Source organism: Reyranella sp. (genome assembly GCF_965249915.1).
In the GTDB taxonomy this organism is placed as follows: domain Bacteria; phylum Pseudomonadota; class Alphaproteobacteria; order Reyranellales; family Reyranellaceae; genus Reyranella.
The window spans coordinates 5,851,468-5,863,690 of the sequence record NZ_OZ252257.1 but is presented as its reverse complement, the minus strand read 5'-3'; the positions used below and the strand labels follow the sequence as shown (position 1 = coordinate 5,863,690).

13 protein-coding genes and 1 tRNA gene are annotated in these 12,223 nt (G+C 65.7%); 11 read left to right on the top strand and 3 right to left on the bottom strand.

The genetic code is table 11. The annotated features are described in order from the left end of the window. The first annotated feature begins 36 nt into the window (after nucleotides 1-36). Complete coding sequence (locus ACP15H_RS28830) at nucleotides 37-411, top strand: hypothetical protein (protein WP_425069552.1); 375 nt, start codon at nucleotides 37-39, stop codon at nucleotides 409-411. Here ACP15H_RS28830 and ACP15H_RS28825 read toward each other — a convergent pair. Then, nucleotides 408-1,703 (bottom strand): tyrosine-type recombinase/integrase, encoded by a 1,296-nt coding sequence (locus ACP15H_RS28825; RefSeq protein WP_425069551.1) that lies wholly within the window; start codon nucleotides 1,701-1,703, stop codon nucleotides 408-410. The genes ACP15H_RS28830 and ACP15H_RS28825 overlap by 4 nt on opposite strands. Nucleotides 1,704-1,904: 201 nt before the next feature. Next, nucleotides 1,905-1,980: transfer RNA gene (locus tag ACP15H_RS28820), tRNA-Thr, on the bottom strand. Between the two features lie 131 nt (nucleotides 1,981-2,111). On the opposite strand from ACP15H_RS28820, the gene ACP15H_RS28815 reads away from it, so the two are divergent. The 9 genes from ACP15H_RS28815 (at nucleotide 2,112) to ACP15H_RS28775 (ending at nucleotide 10,837) form a co-directional block, all read left to right on the top strand. Continuing rightward, nucleotides 2,112-3,566: an L-lactate permease gene (locus ACP15H_RS28815; RefSeq protein ID WP_425069550.1), complete on the top strand. Its 1,455-nt coding sequence runs from the start codon at nucleotides 2,112-2,114 to the stop codon at nucleotides 3,564-3,566. 130 nt (nucleotides 3,567-3,696) lie between these two features. Next, nucleotides 3,697-4,593, top strand: a complete 897-nt coding sequence (locus ACP15H_RS28810; protein WP_425069549.1) for a trypsin-like serine protease — start codon at nucleotides 3,697-3,699, stop codon at nucleotides 4,591-4,593. A gap of 3 nt (nucleotides 4,594-4,596) precedes the next feature. Beyond that, nucleotides 4,597-4,887 carry a DnaB-like helicase C-terminal domain-containing protein gene (locus ACP15H_RS28805; protein ID WP_425069548.1) on the top strand — a complete coding sequence of 97 codons (291 nt, stop codon included), beginning with the start codon at nucleotides 4,597-4,599 and terminating at the stop codon, nucleotides 4,885-4,887. 122 nt (nucleotides 4,888-5,009) lie between these two features. Continuing rightward, nucleotides 5,010-6,626: an AAA family ATPase gene (locus ACP15H_RS28800; protein ID WP_425069547.1), complete on the top strand. Its 1,617-nt coding sequence runs from the start codon at nucleotides 5,010-5,012 to the stop codon at nucleotides 6,624-6,626. Nucleotides 6,627-6,720: 94 nt separating this feature from the next. Next, nucleotides 6,721-7,428 (top strand): hypothetical protein, encoded by a 708-nt coding sequence (locus ACP15H_RS28795; RefSeq protein ID WP_425069546.1) that lies wholly within the window; start codon nucleotides 6,721-6,723, stop codon nucleotides 7,426-7,428. A gap of 98 nt (nucleotides 7,429-7,526) precedes the next feature. After that, the gene (locus tag ACP15H_RS28790) at nucleotides 7,527-8,396 is read left to right on the top strand and encodes an NAD(P)-dependent oxidoreductase (RefSeq protein WP_425069545.1); all 870 of its coding nucleotides are present in this window, start codon (nucleotides 7,527-7,529) and stop codon (nucleotides 8,394-8,396) included. Between the two features lie 119 nt (nucleotides 8,397-8,515). Beyond that, complete coding sequence (locus ACP15H_RS28785) at nucleotides 8,516-9,142, top strand: glutathione S-transferase family protein (protein WP_425069544.1); 627 nt, start codon at nucleotides 8,516-8,518, stop codon at nucleotides 9,140-9,142. Beyond that, nucleotides 9,139-10,143, top strand: coding sequence for a Bug family tripartite tricarboxylate transporter substrate binding protein (locus ACP15H_RS28780; protein WP_425069543.1), 1,005 nt, complete (start codon nucleotides 9,139-9,141; stop codon nucleotides 10,141-10,143). The genes ACP15H_RS28785 and ACP15H_RS28780 overlap by 4 nt, the downstream gene beginning before the upstream one ends. Nucleotides 10,144-10,150: 7 nt before the next feature. Continuing rightward, nucleotides 10,151-10,837 carry an aspartate/glutamate racemase family protein gene (locus tag ACP15H_RS28775; protein WP_425069542.1) on the top strand — a complete coding sequence of 229 codons (687 nt, stop codon included), beginning with the start codon at nucleotides 10,151-10,153 and terminating at the stop codon, nucleotides 10,835-10,837. Between the two features lie 130 nt (nucleotides 10,838-10,967). Here the strand turns inward: ACP15H_RS28775 and ACP15H_RS28770 are convergent, their stop codons facing one another. After that, nucleotides 10,968-11,222 (bottom strand): hypothetical protein, encoded by a 255-nt coding sequence (locus ACP15H_RS28770; protein WP_425069541.1) that lies wholly within the window; start codon nucleotides 11,220-11,222, stop codon nucleotides 10,968-10,970. Between the two features lie 176 nt (nucleotides 11,223-11,398). Between ACP15H_RS28770 and ACP15H_RS28765 the strand changes: the two genes are divergently transcribed. Beyond that, nucleotides 11,399-12,214, top strand: coding sequence for an N-acyl homoserine lactonase family protein (locus ACP15H_RS28765; protein WP_425069540.1), 816 nt, complete (start codon nucleotides 11,399-11,401; stop codon nucleotides 12,212-12,214). Nucleotides 12,215-12,223: the final 9 nt, after the last annotated feature.

Genomic DNA, 12,223 nt, shown 5'->3' with positions numbered 1-12,223 from the left:
CCTAGATCGACGCAGCAAGGCAATGGGAGAGTGTCGATGGCGTCGAAACAGGATGAAAGTGAGCGCAGCAAGCATCCCAACGGTGGGGGTCTCCCCAGCGAGAGCGCGTTGACACCAAGCGTAAAGATTGAACAGCTTGCGTATGCAGCACGGCCTGATCATCCGATCAGGACAGAATGTTTCAGCGCACTTTCACGAACAATGCTCAACAATGGCGACGCAAAGCAGCGTCGACTCGTAGAATTCAAGCATGGGTGCCGCTATGGGCAATTCGGAAAGACCAAGGCTTACGAATTGATCGCCCAGCAGCGTATCAGGGCCTATAAAATGGGAGGAAAGACCATGATCGACCTCGACAGCGTGGACGAATTTCACGCCTCGCTGCCCAGGGTTGAATCAAGAGCAAGCTAGGCCGCGGATCTGTTAAGCAAGACGGTGCGCCGTTCATCGCGAAGGCTGTCAAGCCGATCAGCCCAATGCTGCATTAGACGCACGCGCTCGGCCCAATAAGCGGCACGGTTATAGATGCCGCGAATCTTGTTCTTGTCGCCCTTGCCAAGTTGGCGCCGCACCACCTCGTCGCGTCGCCGCCGCTTCTTTTCCTCCGTCGAATGGGCAAGTTGGGATTCAACGACATCACCGTCGAACGCGCCCTCCTCGTTGAGCAAGGTCGACGCGGTCGAGCGGAAGCCGTGCGCGCAGTGGTCGCCCCCGGGACCAGTATCGTAGCCCATGATTCGTAGAGCCTTGTTGAGCGTGTTGTCGGACATAGGCACATCATCGTCGTACGAGAACAAGTAGCGGCCTCGGCTGCTCAACGGGTGCAGCTTAGAAAGGATAGCAAGCGCCTGGCGGGAAAGAGGCACTTCGTGATCATCGCGCATCTTCATCTTCTCGGCGGGGATCAACCATACCCGGTTCGCCTCGTCGAATTCGGTCCACTCCGCTAGCCGAAGCTCGCCCGGCCGCACCATGGTCAAGGCGATCAGCTTGAGCGCGTAGCGCACTAATCCGCCGTTTTTGGCGTCGTAGACTTCAATGCGCCGCATCAGGTCGCCAACCTCGTCCGGGTCGGTCAGAGCCGGGCGCGGGTTTGCCTTGGGTGCCTTGGTAAGCGCGTGCTTCAAATCGCGGGTGGGATCGCTGCTGCAATACGACGCGCCAATACCAAATTGGAAGACCCGCGAGGCCGTCGAGCGCAGCCGGCCGACGGTATAGTAGCGGCCGCGGGCTTCGACGCGCCGCATCGCCGTCAGCAAATCGGGAGGCTCGATCTCACACAACGGTCGATCGCCGATCTCGCGATTGAGCTGGCCGAGATTCCAACGCTCTCGCTTGATCGTCGCTTTGGCCTTGTTTTCCTTCTCGAGCTTCTTGCTCACCCATTCCTCGCCGACCGTGCGAAAGGTGTGCTTGTGCTTCTCGTCGTCCTTTCGCTGCGCCTCGCGCACTGCGGCCGGATCCTGCCCCTGGTCTAGCAATTTCTCTGCGTCGTGCCGCTTCTCGCGGGCGGACTTCAGTCCGACGCCGGGAAAGGTGCCAAAGGACAGGTTCTTGCGTTTGCCGCCGAAACGGTAGCGGTAGAGCCACAGCCTAGTCCCATTGGGTCGCACCACAACGCTTAGGCCCTGGCCGTCAGCGAGCGTGTACTCCTTGTCGGCCGGCTTGGCATTGCGGATTTTGGTGTCGCTCAGTTCATCCATGGGAAAGGTCCCTCGTAAACTGCGAGTCGCCAGTGTACCCAGTCCTTCCAGCGTACCTACAGTGTACCCAGAGAAGCCGGATTCTTTCGGACGGCCGCGAACGGCGCCGAGCGCCAATATACGCTCAAAGCCTGATTTTACGAGCGTTCTGAGTGGTCGGCGAACGAGCGCGGACGACAAAGAACTAGGCTGGATGAAAAATGGTGCCCCGAGACGGAATCGAACCGCCGACCCCATCATTACGAATGACGTGCTCTACCAGCTGAGCTATCGGGGCATCGGCGGCGGGTTTAAGGGAAAGGGAGCGCGGGCGCAAGGCGCTGTTTCGCCCCCGGCCCTCCCCAACCGGGCCCCGCTTCGGCCGAAACCGAAGCATGCGGCGCGCGGGAAGGCTATAGAACCCCCGCCATGACCGCCCTGCTCTCGCTCCTGCCCCTCCTCCTGGTGCTGGGCCTGCTGGCCTCGGGCCGCGCCAGCGCGCTGGTCGCGGGCCTGACCGGGCTCGCGGCCACCCTCGCCGCCTCGGCGACGCTTGTTCTCCAGGCAGATGGCCCGGCCGCCGTGGCCCTGCTGTTCCGCCGCGAGGTGCCGGCGGGCCTGTGGCTGTCCTGGCACGTCATCGCCATCATCGTCACCGGCGTCTTCTTCCACCGCGCCACCCTGGCGCGCGGCGGCGGGCCCGGCGCCGGCACGCTCGAGGCCTCGCCGCGCCGCCTGTTCTCGGTCTGCTTCCTGCTGGCGCCCTTCGCCGAATCGGTCACCGGCTTCGGCGTGGGCTACATCATCGCCCTGGCAGCGCTGCGGCGGCTGGGGATCGGCGGGATGCCGGCCCTGCTGCTCGGCCTCTACAGCCAGTCGCTGGTGCCGTGGGGCGCGCTCGCCATCGGCACCACTGTGGGCGCCACCCTGGCCGGCCTGACGCCCGCCCAGCTCGGCCTCAGCTCGGCGGTGCTGCAGGTGCCGATCCACGCGATGTACCTCCTGCTCTACTGGCGCTTCGCCCGCGAGGCCGGCGTCGCGGTGCCGGCGCTGCAGAAGCTCGACGATGCGCTGTGGACGGCGGCGCTGCTGGCGCTGGTGTGGCTGGCCAACCGGTTCAGCGACGTCGAGATCGCCGCCGCGGCGCCCACCGCCCTGCTGTTGGCCGTGCGCTTCTGGCGCGACGAGCGACCGGACGGCGCCCGCCTGCGCTCGACCCTGCGCACCGCCGCGCCCTATGTCGCGCTGACGCTCGCCCTCTGCGCCACCCGCCTCGTGACGCCGCTGCGCGACCTGCTGAAGCCCCTGTGGGCGGTGCGCCCGTTCGACAACCAGCCGGCCTTCGCGCCCTTCTACGCGCCGGGCTTCTGGCTGCTGGCGATCGGCCTCGCCGTGGTGCTCTTGGCGCGCGCGCCGCTGGCCAGGGTCGCGGCCGAAGCGGCACGCGGTGCCTGGCGCGCCTGCGCCGTGACCTTGGCCTTCGTGATCATGGCGGAATTCTATGTCGGCTCCGGCATGGCGACCTCGATCGCCGAGGCGCTGCGGGCGGTGGCGGGACGCGGCGCGGCGCTGGGCGTGCCGCTGTTCGCCGCGGTCGGCGGCTTCCTGACCGGCAGCGGTGCTGCGGCCAACGCCATGCTGATGCCCATGGAGACCGCGCTGGCCCGCGCCCTCGCCCTCGATCCGGCCTGGATCGCCGCGGTCCAGAACAGCGTCACCGCCAACCTCACCATGCTGTCGCCGATCCGCGTCTCGATGGGCGCCGCCATCCTGGCGCTCTCGACCTCCGACGCCGCCCTCTACCGCCGCGCCTGGCCGCTGGCCCTGCCGCCGCTGCTGACCGGCGTCGCGGCGGTGCTGGCACTGCTGGCCCTCGGGAATTGACCGAATCCGGGCCAAGACCCGGGGGGTGCGACATCCGTTTCAGTTGTTTCGTTTATTTCGTTTATTTCGATTAAGCGGCCGATGACGCCCTTGCCGGCCTCGCCGCCGCCGGCCATCCTGCGTTCGATCCATGACCGTCACCCGCCGCCATCTGCTCGCCGCCGGCCTCGCCGGACTCCCCGCCCTGCCCGTCGCGCGCCCCGCCGGCGCCGTCATCGTGCTGGACCGCACCTGGCGCGCCGAGGGCGGGAGGCCCGGCCATGAGAGCGAGGGCTTCCGCGCCCACGAGGCGCTCGCCAATCAGAGCCAGTTCGCCCCCGTCATCCCGCTCTCGACCGACGGCGGCGAGGACTGGGGCATCGGCTCGGCGACCTGGCTCGGCAATTACGGCGGCAACGCCTGGGTGCTCAGCGCCTCGCACCTGTTCACGCGCGACAATTCGGTCTTCGACTTCACCTTCCGCGCGCCCGACGGCACGCTGTGCAAGGGCGACCGCCAGATCCGCCATCCGCTGTTCAACGGCGACAACGACGAGACCACCGGCTACGACGTCGTCCTGCTGCGCATCAAGGGGCCGATGAACGGCGGCGGCCCGGCGCCGCTGCTCTATGGCGGCACGCGCGAGCAGGGCGCCCCGGTCGTGATGGTGGGCTACGGCGCGCGCGGCATCGGGTCGATCGGCGAGAACGAGGCCTATGACGGCCCCTCGGGAGCCAAGGCCGCCGCCACCAACGTCGTCCACGAGACGATGGACCTGGTACAGCCGCCGCCGCGCACCGGCGACCGCGGCAATTGGCTCTCCGTCACCCTGCGCCGCGAGACCGAAGGCGCCGGCCGGCTCGACGGGCTGCTGGGCTCGGGCGACAGCGGCGGCTCGCTGTGGATGCAGACGCCAGCCGGCTGGGCAATCGTCGGCGTGAACGCCAATGGCGGCGACCGCTACGGCGACTCCTCGTACTTTGCGCGGGTGTCGGGCCTGCGCCCCTGGCTCACCTCCCACGTGCCGGGGTTGCGGTTCGGGGGGTGAGCGGTGGCGCTAGCGCTCAGCCGGCTCAGCCGCGAGGCCGAGAAGCGTGACGACACGCGCCCCCACCTCTTCGACCCGCGCGATCCGGGCTCGATCGAGCAGGACGCCGACGTGGTGATGTTCGCTTTCCGCGAGGAGTACTACCTCGCCCAGGGAGCCGAAGAGGCCAAGCTCGCAAGGTCGCGCCAGGCCGAGGCCGACATCGCCAAGAACCACCGCAGCCCTGCCGGCACCCCGAAGCTGAGCTTCGACGGCCAGACGACGAGTTTTGGGGATGGGGCCTCGCAGGCTTAGTGCTATTGACCCAACCATCCCCGCATAAAATCGAGGGTCTCGCCGACAAGTGGCTCGCCTGCCATTTTTATCTAGGCGATGCTGAATACCAGCGGTGAGGACACTGAAGGGGGAGAAAGTTGGTGGAATTTCCGTTTACGATTCCTCGGATCGGCAGACCGGCTTTCACGTCGTCGATAAAAGTCGGCGGCGTATTGATCCTCGTAGGCGCCAATGGCAGCGGCAAATCCGGCCTCGTCCAGGCAATGTTCATGTTGCACAATGCTTATGCGTTCCGAATCTCCGCACACCGTCAAAACTGGCTACAACCGGACGATGGCGGAATGACCCCCTTGGCTCGCACCCAGTTCGCTCAAAACATTCGTAGCTGGGACAACAGCCCAACTGCCCGGCATGTTGAACACGGCGCGCACACCCGTCCCACTGCTGCACTATTTGACCTTGTCGAGGCTCACAATCGTCAAGAGCGTGAAGTTGCAAAGCTGGCGCGGGCCCAGAACCAAGAGGAGTTGAGTAAGCGGATCTCAGAGCCTTCTGCCGTCGAAGTGGTGAACATGCTGTTCCGGCTTTGCGGCATGTCGGTCTCCATTGAGATAGCGGACTCCGGCGTGCTTATGGCCCGCCGACAGGGCGGTGAGGCCTACTCTATCTCCATGCTCTCGGACGGTGAGCGAAGCGCTTTGTTCACGGCCTCTACGGTGCTGACAGTTCCTCCGGAAACACTAATCTTGATCGATGAACCGGAACGTCATCTCCACCGTTCGATTAGTGCGCCGTTATTGAAACTGCTTGTTGAAATGCGGCCCGATTGTGCGTTTGTCATCTCAACGCATGAAGTGCAGCTTCCAAGTGACTTGCCTGGCGCGCGAACCATCCTCGTTCGGGATTGCCGACTGTCAGCCAATATCCCGCAGAGTTGGGACGTCGATGAACTGGAACCAAATGCGGACATCGACGAAGTTCTGAAGATCGATATTCTCGGTGCGCGGCGCTCGGTCATCTTTGTCGAGGGAGACAATCGCAGCTTGGACAGGCCGTTCTACTCCCTGCTCTTTCCCGAAGTTTCCGTCATAGCGAAGCGCACCTGCAAGGAAGTCGAACACGCAGTGGAAGGTGTTCGCGGCGCCAAAGAGCTTCACTGGGTGCATGCTTTCGGCATCGTCGACAATGACCGCCGGGCAACGGCAGATGTAGTTGCCCTCAAAGCCAAGGGCGTTTACGCCCTGCCTCTGCTCAACGTCGAATCGATCTACTATCACTCCGAAATTCAGAGACGTGCTACCGCACGGCAAGCTGAAGTGGATGGCGGAGACCCGACAGCTCGGCTTGCTTCAGCGAAGGCGAAAGCCCTGGCAGCGATCCGTCCTCATAGGGATCGGCTTTGCAATCTTGCGGTTATGAATGTCGCTCGAGTCGAAATCTTCGCGTCGTTGCCCGACATGAATGCCATCAAGCAGCGCTCGAATATTGCTATCTCCGTCGACGTAGGAAACATCGCGGCAGCAGAGGAGAAAAAACTGGCTGACCTGCTTGCCGGTGACCAACTGGACAGCATCATCAGCGCTTACGACGTGCGCAGCACGCCGGCGCTTCACGCGATTGCTGACGCGCTCGGCTTCAAAGGCAGATCGCAGTATGAAGCGGCGGTCCGGAAGCTATTGGAGAGCGACGCAGCGGCCGTCGATTTTGTCCGCACCACCTTCTTTGCAGAGCTTTGGGCGGATCTGCCGAGGCAGTAGGCGCTACTCCATCACCCGCCGTCGGTTGCCGAATGACACCTTGGAGCGTATACTTGAGCTGAGCGGACATTCCGCCCAACTCAAGGGGATTCCCATGACATCTCTCGTTTTGCCCGACCTCCGTCAATTCGTCCTCGACGCCATAGAGATCCTCTATGGCGATGCAAAGGATGCCCGCGAGCTGATGGGCTCCGACCTCGGCATCAACAGTGACACCGTCCGCCTCTGGATGCGCGGCCGCCGGTCGCCGTCGGCCGATCACATCGCGGCCATCCGGGCCATGCTGATCGCGAAAATGAGCAAGGCCGAGGCTTTCCGACACCGCCTAGATCACGCCATGCCACTACTGGCATGCCCGATCTGTGGCGCGGGCATCGTTGTGCACCACCACGCGACAGGCCGAACCGTCCAGTGCAGAAAGCAACCTGGAGACCACGTCTTCGAGCCGGCTGCTGGCATACCGATCGGTGAGGCCGGCGAGGAGCGGTTCGACTTGGTGCCCGGTGGCCTGTCCGAGATCGAGCGCCGCGACTTCAATGCCGATTGTGTTGATCTCGTAGTGGGCGAGACTGTGCGCTTCCCCGGTCAACTGCCTCCTGTCGCGAAGTTCTTCAGGATTGCCGTGGGTGACGCAGCCGATCAGCCGGCACAGAAGGCTTGGCTTGTCGAACGCAGCGAGCAGAGGCTCAGCATGGGCGTCGGCGACTCGATATGGGTTCTCGCTGCCGATCCTCCTGGCCAGCTCAGAAGCTGGACTATTGCGGCCAAGCTGCCGCTCGCTGCGGAAACTCTCCCTCGCTGAGGCACCGCCGCCCCCACTTCACCCCCTCTGGCACTGCCCCATTTTGCCTCTATGATCGCGCCGCCCCGCGGATGGGGCGGATTTCGCGGGAGGGAACGATGGCCAAGGTGGCATTTCTGGGACTGGGCGTGATGGGCTTTCCGATGGCGGGGCACCTCGCCGCCAAGGGCCACGAGGTCACGGTCTACAATCGCACCTTCGCCAAGGCCGAGGCCTGGACGCAGAAGCACAAGGGCAAGGCCGCGAAGACGCCGCGCGAGGCCGCGGCCGGCCAGGAGATCGTGTTCTGCTGCGTCGGCAACGACGACGATCTGCGCTCGGTCGTGCTGGGCCCGGACGGCGCGTTCGCCGGTATGGGCAAGGGCACCATCTTCTTCGACAACACCACCGCCTCGGCCGACATCGCGCGCGAGCTCCACGCGGCGGGCCAGAAGCTCGGCATCGACTTCATCGACGCGCCGGTCTCGGGCGGCCAGGCGGGCGCCGAGAACGGCCAGCTCACCGTGATGTGCGGCGGCGATCAGGGGCCGTTCGACAAGGCCAAGCCGGTGGCCGACGCCTTCTCCAAGGCGGTCACGCTGATCGGCCCGTCGGGCTCGGGCCAGATCACCAAGATGATGAACCAGATGTGCATCGCCGGCATCGTGCAGGGCCTGGCCGAAGCGCTGAACCTCGGTCAGCGCGCCGGCCTCGACATGGAGAAGGCGCTGGGCGCCATTTCCAAGGGTGCGGCGCAGAGCTGGCAGATGGAGAATCGCTGGCAGAACATGATCGCCGGCAAGTTCGACTACGGCTTCGCCGTCGACTGGATGCGCAAGGACCTCGGCATCGCGCTGGCCGAGGGCAAGCGCCAGAAGGCCGGCATGCCGCTGGTGGCACTTGTCGACCAGTTCTACGAGCGGGTGCAGGCGCGCGGCGGCGGCCGCTGGGACACGTCGAGCCTGATCCAGCCGCTGCAGAAGCCGTAAGGCGCTTGTGTCGTCCTGAGTCGCGCGGGGTAACCCCCGCGCTTAAGCGAAGGACCTGACAGAGCAACCTGCGAGTCTGGAGGAAATGTGAGATCCTTCGCTACGCTCAGGATGACATCATGACCTACACGCTGTGGGGCCGGCCGGGCTGGGGCTCGGCCCTGGTCGAGGCGCAGCTCGACTGGTACGGGCTGCCCTTCACCTACGAGACGGTCGGGGACCTGTTCAAGGAGCCCGACGCAAGGGCCAAGCTCGAGAAGGTCAACCCGCTGGCCCAGGTGCCGACGCTGGTGATGCCCGACGGCAGCGTCATGAGCGAGAGTGCCGCCATCACGCTGCTGCTGGCCGACGCGACCGGCAGCGACTCGCTCGTGCCCGGACCGGGCGCGCCGGAGCGCGCGAAGTTCCTGCGCTGGCTGGTGTTCCTGGTGGCCAACATCTATCCCACCTTCACCTATGCCGACGATCCGGCGCGCTTCGTCTCGGTCAACAATGCCCGCGACCCGTTCCGCGCCGCCGCCGACGCCTATGCCCAGCGCCTGTGGCGCCAGGTCGAGAGCGCGGCCGGCGCGCCCTGGTTCCTGGGCGAGCGCTTCTCCGCCCTCGACATCTATATCGGCGTCATGACCCGCTGGCGGCCGCGGCGCGGCTGGTTCGAGGCCGAGACGCCCAAACTCTTCGCCATCGCGCGCAAGGTCGATGCACGGCCGGAACTGAAAGAAACCTGGAGGAAGAACTTCCCATGAAAAGCCCCCTGAAACGCCGGAGCTTCGTGGCACTCGCCACCGCCACGACCGCGACCGCCGCCCTTGCCGGCACCGCCAGCGCGCCCGCCTTCGCGCAGGCCAACTACCCCGACAAGCCGATCACCATGGTGGTGCCGGCGCCGCCGGGCGGCGGCACCGATCTGGTGGCGCGGCTCTATTCCGACCTGCTGAGCCAGGAGCTGGGTGTGCAGGTCATCATCGACAACAAGGGCGGCGGCAACGGCAATATCGGCACCGCCATCGTCGCCCGCGCCAAGCCCGACGGCTACACGCTGCTGATGCAGTATTCGGCCTACCATTCGGCCAATCCGGCGCTGATCAAGGACCTCAACTGGAAGCCCGACGATTTCGTGGGCGTCGCCATGGGCGCGGTGGCGCCGCATGTCATCGTGATCGCCAAGAAGGTGCCGGCCGACGATCTCAAGAGCTTCATCGCCTACGCCAAGGCCAATCCGGGCAAGCTGAACTATGCCTCGGTGGGCGCGGGCTCGGTGCCGCATCTCGGCGGTGTGCTGCTGAACAAGGCGGCCGGGCTCGATCTCGTCCACGTGCCCTACAAGGGGTCGGGGCCGGCGACCGCCGACATCGTGGCGGGCCAGGTCGAGATGCTGATCGTGACGCCGCCCGCCGTCTCCGGCCACATCCGCAGCGGCAACGTGAAGGCGCTGGCGCTGGCCAGCGAGAACCGCCTGCCCTCCTTCCCCGACATTCCGACGGCGGCGGAAGCGGGCCTGCCCGGCTTCATCCTCGACGGTTGGTTCGCGCTCTTCGCGCCGGCCGGCACGCCGCAGCCGATCGTCGACAAGCTCAACGCCGCGATGCGCATGGTCGGCAAGATGGAAGCCGTCGTCGCCCGCGCCAACCAGCTCGGCACCGTGCTGAAGGACTGGCCGGCCGCCCAGATGGACAGCTTCGCCAAGGGCGAGGTCGAGACCTGGGGCAAGGTGATCCGCGACAACAACATCACCTTCACCGAGTAGGTCCCTCGTGGCCTGCGTCGGCATCGTGGGTGGGCTGGGCGTCGGCGCGACCGTCCACTATTACGAGCGCATCGCCGCGGCATGCAAAGCGCGCGGCGTGACGCCCGACCTGGTCATCACCCATGCCGATGTCGACCACGGGCAGGGCCTCGTTCGTGCCGGCAAGCTCGACGAGCTGGCGGCCTATCTCTGCGGCTTCCTCGACCGCATGGCGCGGGCCGGCGCCGACTTCATGGTGCTGCCCGCGGTCACGCCGCACATCGCCATCGACCGGCTGAAGCCGCTGAGCCCGCGGCCGCTGATCGACATCGTCGAGACGCTGGGCACCGAGCTGCGCGCCCGCAAGCTCCGGCGCGTGGCGCTGCTGGGCACCGTCTTCACCATGAACGGCAGCCTGTGGGGCCAGCTCGAACGCCACGCGCCCGACGTCGAGATCGTGAAGCCGCGGCCCGACGAGATCGCCTTCGCGGGCGCTGCCTATCAGCGCATCCTCGACACCCAGCGCGCCGATCCCGCCGATGCGGAGGGCTATCGCCGCCTCGCTGCCGAGCTGCAGCGCCGCGACGGCGTCGAGGCGATCCTGCTGGCCGGCACCGACCTCGCCCTCATGTTCGACGAGACGACGGCAGGCTTCCCCGCGATCGACGTCGCCCGGCTTCACATCGACGCGATCGTCGAGCGGTTGGCGGCTTAAGCCGTTCCGCCCCCTCATCCTGAGGAGCGCCGCTTCGCGGCGCGTCTCGAAGGATGGGCACAAGCACCATGCCTGTAGCCCATCCTTCGAGACGGCCCTTCGGGCCTCCTCAGGATGAGGTCGTTACTGATCAGAACACGTGCCGCACGCCGACGATCTGGCCGAGCGAGCGGCCGACATGTTCGGCGGTCGCGGGCTCCAGCCCTTCCACTTCGATCTCGACGTTGAGACCGTCGCCGTCGGCCTGGGCGAAGACGCGGGCCGGGACGAGGCCGCGCTTGGCGATCAGTTCGAGCGCGCGCGGCAGCACGCCGGGCTCGGCGTCGGCCTCGAAACAGTAACGGACGGCGGAATTGCTACGCTTGAGGGAGAGAACGGCAGACATCGGACGATTCCTTGGACGAAAGACAGGCGAACGCGGCAACGCAACGGTTTGCAGTGCAAACCGTGGTGCTAATTCGCTTTCCAAGGAGGTCCGTGCGGGCCATGCGGTCAGTGTAGCGCGGGAGCGGGCCGCCGCGCTAGGGTCCCGGCAACGAACCCGCCGGGAAGGAAACAAAGATGCGTTCGACACCCATCTACGAGGTGCATGCGGTCAAGTATGCCCACCTGCCGCGCAAGGCATGGGAAGTGCAGATCAACCCCGACCCGCACGATGCCGACTTCCCGATGGACTATTTCGTCTGGGTCGCCATCCCGCTCGACGAGAGCGGCCACCGCACCATCGGCGGCAAGCCGATCGTCATCGACACCGGCTTCAATGCGACCGTGGGCAAGCAGCGCGGCCGCGAGGTGAAGAAGAATCCGGCGGACCTGCTGAGCGAGATCGGCATCGACGCGAAGGAGGTCGAGGACGTCATCGTCACCCATCTCCACTACGATCATATCGGCAACTGGGACCGCTTCCCCAAGGCGCGCTTCCATCTCCAGGACAAGGAGATGAACTTCGCGACCGGGCGGCACATGTGCAAGGGACCGTTCCGCCACGCCTACGAGTGCGAGGACATCGTGGGCATGGTGCGCGCGCTCTACGGCGGCCGGCTGGTGTTCCACGACGGCGACGAGGAGCTGCAGCCCGGCATCTCGCTGCACCTGATCGGCGGCCACACCGCCGGCATCCAGTCGGTGCGCATCATGACCCGCAACGGCTGGCTCGTGCTGGCCTCCGACGCCAGCCACTATTTCTGGGGCGTGAACAACGACAAGCTGTTCTCGATCGTCTACTCGGTCGCCGACATGCTGGCGGGCTACGACAAGCTCAAGAAGCTGGCCGAGGGCCGCGTCGAGATGGTGATCCCCGGCCACGATGCCGAGGTGATGGTGCGCTATCCGGCGTCGGGCAAGGGACTGGAAGGCATCAGCGTCCGGCTCGACTGATCGCCTCGC